18 protein-coding genes are annotated in these 16,987 nt (G+C 37.8%); 6 read left to right on the top strand and 12 right to left on the bottom strand.

Annotated elements, in window-relative coordinates; translation table 11 throughout:
- Positions 1–66 precede the first annotated feature (66 nt).
- On the top strand, positions 67–1,287 hold the full coding sequence (locus tag FKV42_RS01850; protein ID WP_154808525.1) for a HEAT repeat domain-containing protein: 1,221 nt from the start codon (positions 67–69) through the stop codon (positions 1,285–1,287).
- A gap of 10 nt (positions 1,288–1,297) precedes the next feature.
- Here the strand turns inward: FKV42_RS01850 and FKV42_RS01855 are convergent, their stop codons facing one another.
- Positions 1,298–1,657, bottom strand: a complete 360-nt coding sequence (locus tag FKV42_RS01855; RefSeq protein WP_154808526.1) for a nuclear transport factor 2 family protein — start codon at positions 1,655–1,657, stop codon at positions 1,298–1,300.
- 29 nt (positions 1,658–1,686) lie between these two features.
- Entirely contained in the window at positions 1,687–2,286 is a 600-nt protein-coding gene (locus FKV42_RS01860) for a transglutaminase-like domain-containing protein (protein ID WP_154808527.1), read from the bottom strand.
- Between the two features lie 216 nt (positions 2,287–2,502).
- Here FKV42_RS01860 and FKV42_RS01865 point away from each other — a divergent pair, with 216 nt between their 5' ends.
- The gene (locus FKV42_RS01865; RefSeq protein ID WP_154808528.1) at positions 2,503–3,312 is read left to right on the top strand and encodes a winged helix-turn-helix transcriptional regulator; all 810 of its coding nucleotides are present in this window, start codon (positions 2,503–2,505) and stop codon (positions 3,310–3,312) included.
- Positions 3,313–3,369: 57 nt separating this feature from the next.
- Here FKV42_RS01865 and FKV42_RS01870 read toward each other — a convergent pair whose 3' ends face one another.
- From FKV42_RS01870 to FKV42_RS01890, 5 genes are all read right to left on the bottom strand, one after another.
- Positions 3,370–4,281, bottom strand: a complete 912-nt coding sequence (locus tag FKV42_RS01870; RefSeq protein ID WP_154808529.1) for a hypothetical protein — start codon at positions 4,279–4,281, stop codon at positions 3,370–3,372.
- 26 nt (positions 4,282–4,307) lie between these two features.
- On the bottom strand, positions 4,308–4,664 hold the full coding sequence (locus tag FKV42_RS01875) for a hypothetical protein (RefSeq protein ID WP_154808530.1): 357 nt from the start codon (positions 4,662–4,664) through the stop codon (positions 4,308–4,310).
- A gap of 40 nt (positions 4,665–4,704) precedes the next feature.
- Positions 4,705–5,469, bottom strand: coding sequence for a hypothetical protein (locus FKV42_RS01880; RefSeq protein ID WP_154808531.1), 765 nt, complete (start codon positions 5,467–5,469; stop codon positions 4,705–4,707).
- Between the two features lie 12 nt (positions 5,470–5,481).
- The gene (locus tag FKV42_RS01885) at positions 5,482–5,781 is read right to left on the bottom strand and encodes a hypothetical protein (protein ID WP_154808532.1); all 300 of its coding nucleotides are present in this window, start codon (positions 5,779–5,781) and stop codon (positions 5,482–5,484) included.
- Between the two features lie 114 nt (positions 5,782–5,895).
- Positions 5,896–6,285, bottom strand: a complete 390-nt coding sequence (locus tag FKV42_RS01890) for a hypothetical protein (RefSeq protein WP_154808533.1) — start codon at positions 6,283–6,285, stop codon at positions 5,896–5,898.
- A gap of 250 nt (positions 6,286–6,535) precedes the next feature.
- Here FKV42_RS01890 and FKV42_RS01895 point away from each other — a divergent pair, with 250 nt between their 5' ends.
- Both FKV42_RS01895 and FKV42_RS01900 read left to right on the top strand, forming a co-directional pair.
- Positions 6,536–8,173 (top strand): right-handed parallel beta-helix repeat-containing protein, encoded by a 1,638-nt coding sequence (locus FKV42_RS01895; RefSeq protein ID WP_154808534.1) that lies wholly within the window; start codon positions 6,536–6,538, stop codon positions 8,171–8,173.
- Between the two features lie 39 nt (positions 8,174–8,212).
- Entirely contained in the window at positions 8,213–9,022 is an 810-nt protein-coding gene (locus FKV42_RS01900; RefSeq protein WP_154808535.1) for a hypothetical protein, read from the top strand.
- Between the two features lie 758 nt (positions 9,023–9,780).
- Here the strand turns inward: FKV42_RS01900 and fhcD are convergent.
- Positions 9,781–10,674, bottom strand: a complete 894-nt coding sequence (gene fhcD / locus FKV42_RS01910; protein WP_154808537.1) for a formylmethanofuran--tetrahydromethanopterin N-formyltransferase — start codon at positions 10,672–10,674, stop codon at positions 9,781–9,783.
- A 108-nt stretch (positions 10,675–10,782) separates the two neighbouring features.
- Complete coding sequence (locus FKV42_RS01915; RefSeq protein ID WP_154808538.1) at positions 10,783–12,459, bottom strand: hypothetical protein; 1,677 nt, start codon at positions 12,457–12,459, stop codon at positions 10,783–10,785.
- 166 nt (positions 12,460–12,625) lie between these two features.
- Between FKV42_RS01915 and FKV42_RS01920 the strand changes: the two genes are divergently transcribed.
- Together FKV42_RS01920 and FKV42_RS01925 are read left to right on the top strand one after the other, a co-directional pair.
- Positions 12,626–13,255, top strand: coding sequence for a 4Fe-4S binding protein (locus FKV42_RS01920; RefSeq protein WP_196214010.1), 630 nt, complete (start codon positions 12,626–12,628; stop codon positions 13,253–13,255).
- An 88-nt stretch (positions 13,256–13,343) separates the two neighbouring features.
- Positions 13,344–14,141, top strand: a complete 798-nt coding sequence (locus FKV42_RS01925) for a ribonuclease HI family protein (protein WP_154808539.1) — start codon at positions 13,344–13,346, stop codon at positions 14,139–14,141.
- Between the two features lie 55 nt (positions 14,142–14,196).
- On the opposite strand, the gene FKV42_RS01930 is transcribed toward FKV42_RS01925, so the two are convergent.
- From FKV42_RS01930 to FKV42_RS14065, 3 genes are all read right to left on the bottom strand, one after another.
- Positions 14,197–15,813, bottom strand: coding sequence for a GAF domain-containing sensor histidine kinase (locus tag FKV42_RS01930; RefSeq protein WP_196214011.1), 1,617 nt, complete (start codon positions 15,811–15,813; stop codon positions 14,197–14,199).
- A gap of 319 nt (positions 15,814–16,132) precedes the next feature.
- Positions 16,133–16,729 carry an ion transporter gene (locus tag FKV42_RS01935; RefSeq protein WP_230375400.1) on the bottom strand — a complete coding sequence of 199 codons (597 nt, stop codon included), beginning with the start codon at positions 16,727–16,729 and terminating at the stop codon, positions 16,133–16,135.
- 13 nt (positions 16,730–16,742) lie between these two features.
- On the bottom strand, positions 16,743–16,985 hold the full coding sequence (locus tag FKV42_RS14065; protein WP_230375403.1) for a hypothetical protein: 243 nt from the start codon (positions 16,983–16,985) through the stop codon (positions 16,743–16,745).
- Between the last annotated feature and the right edge of the window lie 2 nt (positions 16,986–16,987).

The raw sequence follows: 16,987 nt of genomic DNA on the forward strand, positions 1-16,987 counted from the left end.
TAATTTTATTGGATATAGGAATAAAAATTTTATAGTTTTATGACTAATATTGTATAAGATTTTAATATGAAAGCAAGAATCTTCCTTACTATTATTTTTGCATTGTTTCTGGTGACTTCACAAGTTCAAGCCAGTGAAAATCAAAGTGATGAGAGTGTATCTGATGAAGCAATAGATCAGCTTATACAGGAGCTTGGTAATTCCAATACTACAATCAAATCAAATGCTGCTAAAAGTTTAGTTAATATTGGTGACCCTGCAGTTGAGCCCTTGATTACAGCTCTGAATGATGAAAATTACGACGTCAGGGAAAATGCAGCTCTTGTACTTGGAAAAATAGGTAATGAAACTGCAATTGAGCCTTTGATTACAGCTCTTTCAGAGCAGGAATGGGAAGAAACACAGGAAGAAGAGGAATTTGGTCGGGCACTTGAAACTGCTCTTGGAAGTTTTGGTGAACCAGCGGTTGAACCACTAGCTGAGTTTTTAAAAGAAAAGGAGTATAGTCATTCGGTAGGACATGCTATTGCTGCTCTTGAACCAATAGGAGAACCTGCGGTTCCTGTATTGGTTCAGTTGCTTTATACAGAACTCAGGGTTGAAGCAGCTTATCATCTGAGAATGATTGGTGAACCTGCTGAAGATTATTTGATTCCATTATTATCAGATGCTAATCCCCAGGTAAGAGATAGAGCAGCAGAAGCACTAATAGGAACAACTAATCCAGATGCAATAGAACCATTGACTAAATTGCTGGATGATGAAAATGAGTATGCAAGGAACAAAGCAAGAAGAGCCCTGGAAATAATGGAAAACCAATCCCCTGAGACAGAGAGTTTTCTTTACGGAAGAGAACGTGAGTTCTTTGTAGAAGATGAAAAAAGAGAGTGGTTGAGTTCACTCGAACCAATTGTGAAGGGAAGAAGTGAATACATAATGCCATATTTTTATCCGGATGGTCCTGTAATAGGATATGGTTTGAATTTTCAAGGATATTTAATAGTTGATCTTCTCATAGGCTCTGAAGTAAATGAGAGTCTTATGGCTGAGATTTACAGTGTCATTGATGAAGAGGCTCTTAAAAATGGTGTTGAGGAGGTTCCGGTTCTATTTTCATTTGAATCTATGCCGGTTCCGGATGAAGCTGTAGATGAGGATGTAGCGATTGATGGTAGCTTAGAACTTACGACTAGTACAAATACATTAAATGAACCTTTACTAAAAGGTTTTATGTCAATGATATTGATTATTCTCATTATAGGACTTTTGTTGAGTAGAAAGACATAACAAAATCTCTCTACTCTTCCGGTATCGGAAGCCCATGCTGTCTCAAAAAAGATAACTTATCCCAGTATCCTCTCTGAAAAACGATCTTATCATTTATAACATGGAAAAATCCACATCCACGAAGTCCCAGAGGATCTTTCCACTCCAGAATTGCCCACTCGCCATCTTCAAAAATGTTCTCAACTATGCAGACCATTTCAGCACGTGCAAACTCTTCTTTGAACATCTTCCCGATAGCTTCTTTTCCTTCCACCGGTTCCTCAGGAACCTGATAGTTCACGGCTGTCTCGCTGTACATTTCAGCAAGGCCGGATGAGTCTGCATTATTGAAAGTTTGAACCCATTTTTGAATAAGTTCTTTCGGACGCATGTCTTTTGCTCCTTAATTATCTGTAACTCTCATTTTTTGCTAATCAATGGAATATCCGGCAAGTTCTCATAAACCTCATCATACCTCTTATATTTGCTAAGAACTTCAACTACAGGTAGAATCGGGTCTGCCCATATTTCAGGCAGGTCAGCTTCACCTTCGATTCTTATATTATATGCAAGCTGTTCATGAGGTGGGTTAAACTGAGCATTCACTCCTTCTTTATTTCCTCTTGCATCAATTCGGTACCATCCAGACTCTTTTAGATAAACTGCATTCAGGGCGTGCAAACAAAATGGTCCACCTTCTGCATTATCATCCCTGCTCAGACGCTGGTAACAGATTCCTGCCGGAATTGAGTTTGCCCTGAGAAGTGCTGCAAGAAGATGACTTTTGGCATAGCAGTAGCCTGTTTCATACTCAAGAACCTCGGATGCTTTCAGGGTGACAGGATTCATACGGTAGTCATAGCTGTGTTTGATCTCGTCCCTGACGAACTCGAAGCAGAATCTGGTTATTTCTGCTGGGTCTTGACTGTCACCTGCAAGTTCTTTTGCTTTTTTGATGACGGCTGGGTGATCGAAGTCGATGATATCCGTTGGTTTTAGATAATCCTGCATTTCTGGCATAAGTCAACAGTGTGATATTCCTTCCATTTCAGAAATACTATACGGTAAATAGGAATCTATTGGATAGTTGGACAATATGGCCATAAGGAATAAATAATATGTTCCGGTAAGAAATTTTCTTAGAAAGCTATACAAAAAAATTCTAGCAATATTTGATGAGATTGGTTGATGGTCACTATATACTAAGCTGTGATTTTTGGATAAACTTAGAGGATTATGAGAATTGGTTCATTGGTTAGAGCAGGCTTAATCCTGATTATTATTTTTGGAACGGTATTAACAGTCTGCACTTTAAATGGTGATGATGGTTACCGTGTTAAAAAAAGTCCATTTTTCTATCTATACCATCCTTCTGCGTTGTTGCACCCATTTGGCGGTGGTGATGAGCACGAGTATATTGTCACTCCGGGGCATTTACCTCTTGAAGAAGGTGATGTAGTTGATGACAGCGGTGCAGACAAGCAAATCACTTTCTGGGAATTACCTTTGTGGATACAACTATCTGTCATAAGCGGAGCTGTATTTTCCACAGTAACACTATTAAAATGTCTTCCACTTCTTCTCGGCAAAGTACTATCAAAAGGTATTAATCCAAAAATGCAGGAAATTGCTTCTTACATAGCAGAGAATCCTGGTTGTATGGAATCTGAGATTGCTCAGGATCTTGACCTGAAGAGAGGTACTCTAAGGTACTATCTTTCAAGACTTTCCTCTGATAATAGAATACAGAAATTTAAAAAAGGCAAGTTAAAAGGTCTCTTTCATATCACTTCTTCTAAAACAGAAGAGCAAAAAGTGCTTCATCTTCACAGGAAGAACGAGAACCGTAAAAGGATACTCGAGATTATAACTGAAAGACCGGGTATTACAGGAAAGGAGCTTGCTAACCTGCTCAAGATTGATAAAAGTACAGTTCATTGGCACATCAAAGAACTTCACAAGGATGATTTGATCGATTCCAAAAAGAATGGACGTTATAAAATGTACTATCCACATGTTTCGATTTTATCTGATGATATTGATTGAAATGAGTTTTTCATGAAAAAGAGAAATTCCATCCAAAAAGGATGGAGTATCTTCAAATCAAGCTATTGACATGCCAAAGTTTATGAATGCTTTTCCATTATCTGAGTCATTAATGATGTCTATACTAGCTGCAGAATAGTCATAGGCATCGGGTATGAAATTATACGTGGCAGTTACATTGTCTTCTAAGGTTGCTTTATAGATGTAATTATCATCAGTGTTTTCCATCTCGGGTGAGATGACATATTCATTAGGACCTAAAGCATATGTATTTGCGAATATTAGTGTTCCTGCAGAATCGAATAATTCAACTGAGATTGTATGTGGATATTCATCACTATTGTAGACTGAAAATTCCAGAGGGAGTTCTTTTCCGGAAGGGTATGAACTGATTATAGATTTAAGGTCGGATTCTTTATAGGCAACGTATACTGTTCTTTTAGTATTGTTGTCCATTACCCATCCGATTTGCTCGATCACATATCGTTCATTGGTTGAATCAATTGTTCCCAGAACAGTTTGATTGTCCATGGTAAAAAGGACTTTACTTGTTTCTGTTTGGTCCCTGATTATTCCATTGTATTGATATATTGGCTCCATTTCTCTTTCAACGGTGTTTCCGTTTTCATCATCGAATAATTCTTTTGTGTCTTCGTTTACCCAGATACCGGGTTCCATCTCTAAAACGAAACTTGTACCTGCAAGATTGAGATTCATTGTTCCAGTATCTGCGGTTTGTTTAAATTTTGCAGCATCTATTATGATTAATTCGTATTTTGTTATTATTGATGGAATATCAATGCTGCTTTCTTCGTAAGATGCCGGATCAATGTTTTGAATATATCCTTCAGGATGCTCGTAATTGGTGTTTCCAGAGTACGAAGTTACTGTGAATACAAAGGCCATGCATGCAACAATTAATATTGGGAATAATATCAACATTCTATTCTTACTGATTTTTAGGCTCATTCCTAAACACCCTCTACAACATCATTTCAATCTGCCCACACAATATTAATATGGTAATAGTTATCTCCAATTTTCATGAACTCAGTATCATTGTTGTACAGAATCAAGTCAAATTCATGCAGATTATCCATAACCTCTTCATCCTCATAAGGAACTTTAATATCGTCCCCCGGAGAGGACACCGCTTTGAGTATATAGGGATAGTTTTCCAGTTCCTTCTGAGTAAATTCCACAAAATTGTTTGGTTCTTCCTGGACTTGCCTTGCCGACACATAAAGGCCTGCTCCGGGGTGGTATATCACTGAAAAGAAGATGGCCAGCAAGAACACAGCTAAAAATACGAATATTCCTGCAATGGTCTTTAGATTGGTATTCTGTTTCATTTTATCTCAGATTTATAATTTGATTATCGTATTCATCGTATCAGCTATCTGTTATCATCACTTTGTTGTAGTGCTTGATGTATAGTATACCTAATATTGGAACTAAAAGGAACAAGAATTTTCCAATGTTCATTAAAATCTCAGTCCAGAAGAACTTGATCATTATGTCATCAATCAAACCAAATTTGAGTCGGATTGTCTGTAAAATAACTGGGATAATGGCACAGATCAATGGCAACAGGGCAATTTGTTTCATCTCTTTTGTAATTTTCTCCCTATCATAATCTATTGAGGGCAACAGGTAGATCAACAGGCTGGCAGGGAGAATTACAACATAGAAAACATCTGGAATTAGTAAGTTGTATGGGAAATTCATATTAAATATCCATTCAATTAAGGGATTTGCCACAAGTTCGACCAATCTCTGAACAGGGATTAACAATGTGTAGGTAAAAGGGTCAGTTTCTCTTACATACATCACAATTCTGATTTGTACAGCAAAAGCTGTTAAAGTATGGATTATACCCACGATCAGTAAAGGCATGCAGTACAGGACTTTTTTGAGATCGTTTCTACTCCGTACAATATTCTGTATAATTGCAACTATCGGAACGATATACAATAAGAACAAACCCAGTGTAACAAGTACCAGGGATACTTCCAGACCGGAATGAATACCTGTTCCTATAATCAGGATTGCTGATAGTATCATTATAAAAAGCCATATATGATATGTGAAAAAAAGAATAGATTCAAAAGGCATCTTCTTTCCAAATTCTGAGATGAATTGAGCTATAGAATCCATTTAAAATCATCCCTATGCAGTTGCAAACATGATTTGATAGTATTCGTCCCTGAATTTGATTACATGAGAACCCTTTTCGTCAAGAAAATCTATTGTTTTGCTCCATTCATGAGGATTTGCTTTTACATAACTCTGTGTATCTATTGCTTCTTTGAGTGCTGGATAGTCATTTAGTTCTTCTTCCGTAACTATGACAAACTCATCAGGGACAGTATCCAGTAGTCTGGCATCAATTTCTTTTGAGTACATGTGGTTGTAAGCACTCCACATAAAGAAGGCTGCAAAGAGCAGGAAAAATACAACAATCAACAATCCAAGTGCTTTTGCTATCGAAACATATGAATTTTTCTTATTTTCATCGAGTTTTTTTTCTCAATTGGCATAGTACCACTTCTTTTTCTCAAGCAGTTCTCAATTTGTATAATGCTAAGCTGAGGTAACAACCTTCATATCTCTCATTAATAGTATCCCGCCAAGTACAAGCAAAAATCCTGCTGGAATCCATAAAAATCCCATGAATATGAATCCAACTACACCCGATGCAATTATGATGAGTGCAGAATTACGAACATTTTCCGATAATCTGTAAGCTGCTATGATTCCAATAACTGCAAGTACTGTTGATGAAAATGTATAGATTGCCAGCACTGTGCCTGGGTCAGATATTCCCAGTACTGGTGTCACACCATAAACAAAGGCTATACCAATACCATTGGTATGTATTATTCCTTTAACTATGCCGAAGAAGCCTAAACTTATGCAGATGCCTAAAATTCCACCAATTATTGCCAGGTATCTTCCTCGGTTTTCTGTCATTTAATTACTCCATATTTTTTACAAAAATTACTATATTCTTAAATAAGTTCATAAATTAAATAAAAATTACATGCAATTTATTTATTGATTATGGTCATACAATCCAACTAATGTTTTCAGCAGGGTAAAGTCAGGACTGGCAAATAGATTGATTGGATGCATTGGCCATAAAAAATATATAGTTTGCTAAAAAATTAGTACAAAGTTAAACAAATTTTCTGATATTATCTGAGTTTAAAGGACAAAGACCGTGAATCTTAGAATAATCACATTAATGCTCTTTCTTTTCCTTACTGTTGGTTGTGTCTCTGCAACTACAATAACAGTAGGTGACAACAGCAACACAAATCTTTCTTTCAGTTCCATACAGGATGCGATAGATCAGGCTCAAAAGGATGATTCTATAATCATTTACAGTGGAACATATTCTGAAACTCTCACGGTGGACAAACCTTTAAGCATAAGCTCTTTTTCGCTTGACCCTGAAGATGTTGTTATTACTTCTAATAACTCATCTGCTCCAATAATTCGTATAACATCAGATAATGTTAAGATAACTGGACTGACTATTACAGGAGATAGTTCCAATCCTTCTGTTGCGGGTATATTCATCGAGAATGCAAAGAGTTGCGATGTAAGTAACAACATGATTTCTAACACGCAGAACGGTGTTTACATCGAGTCCTCTTCAGTTAATAAGATTCAATCTAATACTGTTCTTTCAAATACTGAACATGGGATTTATCTTTTTGATTCTACACTGAATATTCTGGGAAATAACAATGTTCAGAATAACAAACGTGGTTTTTATGTGGATGAATCTGATCAGATTACCATTGAAGGTAATAACGTCAGTAATAACCAGATGTATGGAATAGCCCTCAGGAAATCCTCATTCTGCACAATTACCGAGAATGAACTGATTCTCAATAATATCGGCCTGGCATTGACATCATCTGATGAAAACACAGTCTTTGGCAACAATCTCAATGAGAACAAGCAATATGGTCTCCATGTATGGCATTCAAACTCAAATTCAGTAACAGATAATTATTTTTCAGAAAATAAGGACTCAGGAATACGCTTAATTTCCTTGAGTTCAAACAACATATTCGAGCGAAATAGTTTCTACAGCAATCTGAACGGGATAACCATCGAAAGCACTGACAACAATATTATTAAAGATAATAAGTTCCGGTCAAATGAAGAATATGCTATTTACCATCGATTTCCAGACGATAAAAATACCATTGAGGATAATTCATTTGCAGACAACCGTGCTGAAAATATAAAACTTAGTCCATTACAGGATATCCTCATTGTAATCATCACTCTGATAATACTAACTATAATTGCTTTTCATTTCGGTTTATCCTGGTTGAAGAAGGGACTTTTTGGTTTGGTTATATTGATCATAATATCAGTTATTTTGCTTCTTGTATGGTATTTCCCATTCGAGTCCAGTTTGCCTGCAAACAATGTTTATGTTGAGAATTTAGATGCCAATTCAAGTTCCATAAACGAAACACATTCAAGAGTAACAATTTCAATGAACTTGAACTATCAAAATAAGGATGCTTACCTTCATACAAACAATACTGGTGACATGATTGATAACCTGCCGGTCTTTGTTCAGGTAAGTGTTTCCACGCCAGCTGATGGTTCATATTCAGATGAAGATACAGAGTTGATACATGAAGAACAAGTAATTTTAGAGTACTTGGGTTCTAATCATTATGAATGTACAATTGATCTGGAATCTGGAAAGACATATGCGTATAATGTTGAAGTTAAATTGAGAAGAGAGCTGCCGTATCCTCATCCTTATTATGGAGAAGTGAAGTGGGAATTGCTTGGAGGACTCTCAGATGATATCGACTTGCGATGACAAATAAAACTATTTCAACAGCTATACAGGAAAATAAAAATGAAGCAACTATACAAAATTGGATTATATCTACTCATAATCATTTCATTGATTTTCTCGCCAACATTATTTGGTGATAATAGTAACACTGACAGTGATTATGATATAAAGAGCTATAATTACGACCTTATACTCACTTCAGACTCAAAGATAAGTAATGTAACTCTTTACATACCTATCCCTGCTAAAAATAATACATCATCCATTAGTCCAAACCTTATGGAACGTTGTTCAGATGATTACCCTTCATGGAATTGTTCCATAATATACACAGAATATGGAGCAATGCTGGCTATGAGCATAGACAAGGTTACACCAATATTTTATTCAGAACCTATTGATGTACCTGTTCCAGATTCTCACGGTGAAATGGAAATAACTTTCATAGAATCAGACACCTATTCAGAAGAAACACCTAACCCCCACGAAAACATTTACCTATCCGCAGGAGCGATAATCAATGATACTATTGATACCAAAAACCCTGTAGGTACTTCCGAAGTCCTGATGCCAAAATTCAACGTTGTAGAAAATGAAGAAAAAGCAGCATCTATGGTTGAACTTTATAATAAACCAAATGTGAAATTATATGACTTCGATAGCATGATATATGCTCAATATGACGCACCGGATGATGCCAAAGTCCAGATATACATAACCTCAGATGGTTTAAATGAATGGTTCACTAGTGGCTGGAGATCAAATAGTTTCAGGGAATCAATAATGACCACTCTGACTGGTCCTCAGAACGGATGGAGTCAGGTATCAGGTGAACTTATAACAGGAGAAGGAAGATATCCATTGATATAATCCTTTAATCTCTTTTTTAACTTTCAATAAGGAACCATAAAGTTACGTAAAAATCTCACTTCTGGAGAAATAGAATTGACATTCAAATCAATAGTTAATAGAACAAACATCCCTTTGTTATTGATCTCATTTAGTTACTTATCAATGTGGGTCTTAGGTATAATTGCACATGTATTAATTCCATTTACACTCAAAATAAACATCCCCATTGATATAACGAACCACGTCGCACTCGTCCTCTTCTATATACTCTCCTTAATCCTTCCAGTTATAGGGACACTGTTATTTATGAACGATGTAAAACGAAACTCAAATAGATGGTTTTTGGCAATTCCCTTCTTACTATCAATATTCTTGCTAACGTATCTTAGAGACTATCTCTATATGGGCCTTTTCTATGAGATCTCATTCATTTCAGACACTATCAGCTTGCCTTTCTTTGACTCAAAAATAGGATTGGCTTTTATATCAATATTTTACTCAATATCATCTATACTACTCGTCCTCTCAATGTCGGACATCAGAAGAAAAGTAATGAGAATACCCATTGCACTTTCGATAGTTATGACTGCATCAATTACCATTAACTTCTTAGTAAATCATTTTTCAAAGACATACATTCCTGAGAATCAAATATTCGGCATTTTGCATATCATCTGTATTCTATTATTTGGTCTCTTTCTTAGCTGGTTTGCTGTTTTTGAGAAAAAAGCCAACATGACTAAAATACAAAAAATATGAAAAATGAAAGAGCCTTTTTAGCAAAGGTCTTTCAGGTGGAACTGGTACTTACCGAGTTTACCGCCGTAGTTTCCTGCGGTGATCTTTACGACACCAGGAACTGCGCAGGCTGCTTCAACACCGGCCTTCATTGCTTTCTGGATTGAATCCTCGTCAACACCGTTGATGACAAGCTCGTAAACTGCTTTTACGCCTTCTGGAATCTCAGTTCCTTCGACTTTATCTCTGATGGATGGGCAGAACTTCTCGTTTGCAGTTGCCTTCATGAACTTGTAGTTGTTAAAACCAGCCTTGGAACCACTTGCAACAATTCCGCCTGGGAATGGAGTGATTGTACCGTCAAGGTCCTTGATAGCGTCTACTGCAACCTCTGCTGCTGTGAGTGCTGTCATCTGGCTGTCACCGAAGATAAAGAAGTTACCGCCTGCAATGCCTGCTACAGCGCCGATGTTTTCTTCTACAAGGAAGTCACCCTCCATGATTGGGATGCTGAACATCTTGCGACCTGCTACCTCAGTTTCGGATTCCATTCCGTCACCGAAGAATTTGAGTTTGAAACCTACGTTGAACTGCTTCTCAGCATCTGGCATACCGTTGAAAACAGCTGTTGTTGGTGCTGTAAGTACACACTGGCCAAGGCGCTCAAGTAACTGGTGTTCAAGTGATTCGTATCCGAAGGTGCAGAACTGGACGTATACACCAGGTCTTCCGTCAGGAGTCTCATCAGGACCTACGAACTTTTCAATACCTGCTTCTGCAGGGCACATAATAACAGAGGTACCGAATCCTGTTGCTTCAAGTGCAGCTATCTCTGCCCAGCGTTTTGTTGCTGCGGTGATAAGTACTCTTGAGATCTTGATTGGGAACGCTTCTGCAAAAGTATCTTCGATTTCTACTCCATTGATTTCCATAATAATCCCTTGTTTTAAGTTAAAATTAAGCCGGCAACATTCACATGTTGCACTAACTATAGCAGTAATACAACACAATTACAATACATATACTCTTCGAAAAGAAGACTACCTTCCGCCTGACTTGCGGTATGTCTTATCAAAAAGGGCAAACATTTCCCTGTCAACGGTCTGATACTTACCGATCTCAAAAATAGCTTCACTGACAATAACAGAAATAGATTCGATGTTTGAAAGGTTTGCAAGACTCTTTGACGAACTGGCAGTAGATGTGACCATCTGCTCCTTTATTGAGATTTCGCATACTTCGACAATTGCATTGACAGCAAGAGAGACGTTATCAGGCTGATTATCTGATGCCGCAACAGTACAGAAATGTTCCATAACAGGAATGATCCTTGAGACCTTTTCATCCGAATGTTTCCTTGCGGCAACAACTCCAATGTCTTTAAGTGCAGCTGTAACATCAGCAAGAGATTCCTCTCCGAATATCTGTCCGACTTCTTCAAGTGCCTCAATCACTTTATCGAGGCAATCATGTCTTTCTCTCTCAGGAGATTCCTGAACAGTCTTAATTCCGATGTCTCTTAAGGAATATATTATGAGCTTCTTCAGGTGTCTCTGGTTCTTATTGTCAACTGTTCTTGCAAGTTCAAGCAGGACTTCCCGTATATTGTTCAGGGTTGCAGTATCCCTGTTAACTGCTGCGTCAAGTGCTATTTTCTTAAGCAGGACAACTGATTTTTCAGTACTGTCCAGCATGTCTTTTTTAGCTGATGCAACTCCGATATCTCCAGTGGCAATTGCAAGTTTATGAAGTGGGTTTGACACCATTTTATTCCTGAAAATGCCAATTATTTCCTTGATGCCCTTTGAACGTTTGATGAGTGTGAGTTTGTCTAATGGAGGGAAATGATTTCTTTCCCTGTGCAATTCGAAGAAACCAGTCATCTTGTCCAGAGTCTGTAAACTAAAAGTTTCTATACCGGCCTGTGAGCATTCTTTTCCAATGGAACCGAAGGCATCGATAACTTCCATCAATACGAACCTGTTCTTTTCTTGCCTTGCAAGGATGGCAAGCTGATACAGGTGTATATTGATATATTTTATAATGAGGTTCTTTTTTCCACTGGAACTGAGAACTTTTGAGGCTAGCTTAGGAATTGTTTTTACACCCACGATTGCGGTGAAGTCATCATCATTCCTGACCGCTCCTCGTATTGTGTCGATAACAGGTTGAAGAGGATCAATATTCTCTTTCCCTGCTTCCAGTTTCCTGTAACTTTCATTCATATCATATATCTGCAGGTCTCTGGTCAGTTCCTCAAAGTTCTTTTTCACGACTTCAGTTCTGAGATAATCAGCTAAAAGGAAAGCCAAGACTGAGAGAATAAGAGAATATACAAACAGCATAATCATTCCCATTGGTTTGAAAGTTCCAAGGAAATGCATGATGGATGCTGCCAGGATAAAGGTTCCGATGGTGTAAGAGAACATATCTGTCAGAGCATCTCTCTTGCTTGCAAGCCAGAGGCAGGCTGCCCACAAAAGTCCGAAACAGACAGCAAGAATAACATTATTTCTAAAAATATCCATCTGCTGATTGACAAGTATAATGGAAATATATCCAAGCTGGATAACCACTGCACCGATAGCAAGATCAGCTCCGACATCTCTCAGATTGATCTTCATGTAATTTTTTATCAGGATGTCTGCAATCAGGAAAAGCGATATTACACCACTTATGAGAGCTGTATCAACAATATCGGGTATGAGAATATCCATAGCTTATATATTGTTGATTTGTATTTATATATATATTTATTGAAATCATTTCGTCCATTGCAGTAATTCGGAAGACCTTGTATTTTTATTTATTATTCTCAAAGATAAAACTATTAGTAAAGATTAATCTTCTATAAATCTTATAACAAATTATATAGGTGATATCATGTTAAAGATAACTCCCTATATGGGACCGCTTGTTATTATCGTTTCAATAGCAGGACTATGGTTCCCGCTTCTTGGTTACTTCATGCTACTGGTATTTGGTGCCATTTTTCTGATAGCACCATTCAGAGGCCGCTGGTTCTGCGGAAACCTTTGCCCCAGGGGAAGCTTCATGGATTTCTGGGTAGGCAAAGTCTCAGAAAAAAGAAAGATACCTAAATTCCTGAAAAGCTACTGGATAAGAGTTCCCCTCTTCATGTTCATGATGGTCTTTATGGGTTACAGGCTAATGAATACCCACGGAATTGTGAACCAGGTTGGTATGGTACTTGTAATAATGTGCCTTGTAACATCTTCTATTGCAATCATTCTGGGAGTTACGATAGCTCCAAGAACATGGTGTACTTTCTGTCCCATGGGAACACTTCAAAGCATAGTAGGTGTGAACAAGTATCCTCTTCAGATGGATCTGGATAAATGTATCAAATGCCACAAATGTGAAAAGATATGTCCTATGCACCTGAATATTGTGGAAATGACACATAATCCCGATTGTATCAAATGCGGAAGATGTATTGATATTTGTCCAAAGGATGCATTGAGTTTCAAGAAATCTGTAAAGGGCACATGATTCCTTTTCTTTCCTTTTCTCTTTTTTCTCTTATTAGATTCAGTTTTCCGGCAGATACAAAAGCAATGACCAACCTTGAAAACTAAATATGGACACACTGAATTTTGACGGCTCATGCGACCCGAACCCAGGAGGCATAATGGGATTCGGATGGATAATTAACTGGAGCAGTGACAAAAAACCAACAGAAGGGAGCAAGGAAAAGAAACCTTCAAAATCCAATACCAATAACGTTGCCGAGTACACAGCCCTGAAGGAAGGCATAAATAATTACCTGAAACTCGGAGGCAAAGGCCCTCTCCACGTCCACGGTGACAGCAAACTTGTCATCAGTCAGATGTCAGGAAAATGGAAAGTCAATAACGAGAACCTTGCAAAGATTAAAGAAGAAACGGATTCCATAATCAAAAAACATAATCTCAAGGTCAAATTCACATGGGTTCCCAGAGAGCAGAATAGTATTGCTGACAGGCTTGCATTGCCTAAATCCAGACGCAACAAAGTGTCAAAATCGGATTCAAAAACAGAACCTAAAGCCAGTTCTGTAAAACCTGAGAACAGGAAGTTCGTTGCAGATGTGAACTCATCTTCTGTTTCTTCAAAACTGAGACTTCAGATCAATGAGTTTAATACTTCTCCATCACCTGGTTTCAAGTCCTTTGCACAGCTTAAGGTCGGAGGATTCGACTCATTTTCAAGGAAGAAACTTGAGACTTTGCAGAAGGAAGCAGGTTCAAAAGCTTCAGCCATTTCCAAAAAGGAATTTCCCAACAATTCAGGTCAGCAGGCTTCAGCACTCAGGTGGATGCTGAGAGGACTTTCAACCGACCTTGCAATAAGAAAGGTAAAAGTAGATATTGAACTCAGTAAAAAGAGAAAAAAGTAATAATCAACAAAACACCAATGAAAATCAATTTACTGGAGTTTCAGAGTTCTCATAATCAGAAGAAAGAAGCTTTTCTGATTGTGAACCAGAAAACACTTCCATGGCCTATAGGATTGTTTTCAACTCCAATTTCTCCACCGTGAAGTTCCACTATTCTTTTTGCAATTGCAAGACCAAGTCCGCTTCCCTTTATGCTTCCCTTGTCTGCACGTCTGAAACGCTCGAATATCATGTCCTTGTCGTCGTTATTTATCCCTGAGCCGGTATCAGTAACCTGTATTTTCCATTTATCCATTGCATCGGATATAGCAATTGATATTCTTCCATTCGGAGGAGTGAACTTGATAGCATTGGAAAGCAGGTTGAGGAATACTTCCTCCATGATAGGGTTAATAAATGAGGGATAAGGTCCCATTGCTTTCATATCAAAATGGATATCCTTTTTATTCATTTCAGAACTAAGGTTCCTGACAACTTTTTCAAGAATGGGCAAAAAGTCCTGCTCTTCATATTTGATATCATCTACAGATTCCAGTTTAATGAACTTTGAAGCAGATTCTATCATGTAGATCATTCTTTCATTGTTCTTGTGAATCTTATCCAGCAGGTTCTGTTTGCTATTCTCATCTTCGATGATTATCAGTTCCTCAGTAAAGCCGCGAATTATATTTGCAGGGTTGAGAAGGTCGTGTGTTAATATATCTGTGAAAAGCACTTTCAGGTGATTTGCATCCTCAAGACGTTTTGCATACTTTTTAAGATTCTCTTCAGCCTCTTTCCTGCTGAGAGCATCTGCAAGTACATTGGCCACAGATTGCATGAAGTGCATATCATCTTTAGTGAACACCCTTCTCTGCGTGGTGTGTACGTTCATGACACCGTAAGGGTCTTCCCGACTTCCGATGGTAACATCCATACCACTGACAATACCGTTCTCTTTCAGTAATGATAATCCGCTTGTATAGTTGCTTGTATAGTTGTATTTATCCTGTGAAATGTCGCCCTGTATAGCTGATTTTTCCTCACAGTCAGAGTACAAGGTGTAGCAGACAATGTCATTCTTGCTGTCTTCACTCTCAGTTTTGGTGTTGTTTTCTTCTTCCCATCCAACACCTGCAACCATGACAGTATTATCGCCTTCTTTTTTCATGATTCTGCAATATTCCACATTAAGAGTGTCTGTAACAAGTCTGACAGATTCCTGCATGAGATTATCAAGTTCTGCACCTGCAAGTCCTTCCTGTCCCAGTTTTGCAACAACAGCCTGTTGTTTTTCTCTCATTTTCAGGGTGCTTTCAATGGATTTGCATTCACTGATGTCTTTTGCATGTCGCACTACCATTGAGACATTGCCATTATCATCAAAAAGAGGTGAAAGCTCAATGAGTTTTGGTTTGTTGTCAAGAGGATCTTCAATCTCGAATTTGCAGCATTTTCCGGTAGCAAAAACCTCAAGCAAACAGCATGATTCACAGGGTTTTGTCTGCTTCATGAGACAACTGTAACATAATGGATGACCCATTTTTTCATTAGCAGCTATAGAATCACAATTCTTCCAGTTGCTAATTACAATCCGCATATCCCGGTCTATTACAACTATGAGATCCTGTACTGATGACAGGGTTTTTTTCAATAAATTGAGTTGACTGTTGTTCAGCTCATCGTTTTTCACGTCACAGATTGAAATGTGAATCCCCCGGATACTTCCAATTATTGTGATTCAGGTGCAGGTAACTTATTACTGGAACATTATATCATTAGCATAATGCTATAAGACCGAATCAGAATGAAAACTGTCTTGAATTCTGCTATTTATATGTATCCGGGATTTGCTTATATGATGATGAGTATGAGCGTGATATATTGAATCATTATTTGTATACTTCTAAAAAAATATGAGTAAAATCTATATGCAGAGAATCAATAATTTTATAACGTCATAATATATCCAATCTCATATATTTACTACAAATCAAGATATGATATTTCTCTTATAATTTCGTTCCGCAATGCTTACAAAAGCGTGCGTCGATATCGTTTTTATCATTGCCACAATTATTGCATACATTCTTAGGTCTTTTCTTTTCCCTGTCTTCAATGGAAGCAAAACTGATCTCTGCTGTGACAATACCCGTAGGAACAGCAATTATGCTGTAACCAATAATCATAACAACCGAGGAAAGTGCAATTCCAAGCGGTGTTTTTGGAACAATATCACCATAACCTACCGTTGTAAGTGTCACGATTGCCCAGTGGATGCTCATGGGTATGCTGGTAAAACCGTTCTCTTCTCCCTCAATAAGATACATGAGTGAACCCAGGATAACAACAAGTGTCAGTACTGTGAACAGGAAAACAGTGATTTTTCTGCTGCTTGCTTTTAATGCGCTAATCAGCATTTCTGCTTCATTGAGGAATTTAACAAGTTTGAGAATACGGAATATTCTCAGCACCCTGAGTATCCTGATAACAAGCAAAAACTGGCTTCCCGGAAGGAAAAGACTCAGGTATGTAGGCATGATGGCCAGCAGGTCAACAATTCCAAAAAGGCTGCTTGCATACCTTATCTTGCTTTTGACACAAAGCATCCGAAGGATATATTCAATTGTAAAAAGTATGGAAGAACCACTCTATATTATAGAGCAGGTCACCGTGTGCAAGCCTGAATGATTTCACGCTGTCCAGCATGACAACCAGCACACTCATAAGGATGCTTACTATCAGGATTATATCAAAATTCTTTCCGGCAGGAGTGTCCGCTTCGAATATCACTTCATAGAGCCGGCTTCTCCAGTTGTTTTCACCCGGTTTATTATCTGAATATTTATCCTCATATACAGCCATTG

This window comes from Methanolobus vulcani (genome assembly GCF_006546655.1).
GTDB classification, from domain to species: Archaea; Halobacteriota; Methanosarcinia; order Methanosarcinales; family Methanosarcinaceae; genus Methanolobus; species Methanolobus vulcani_A.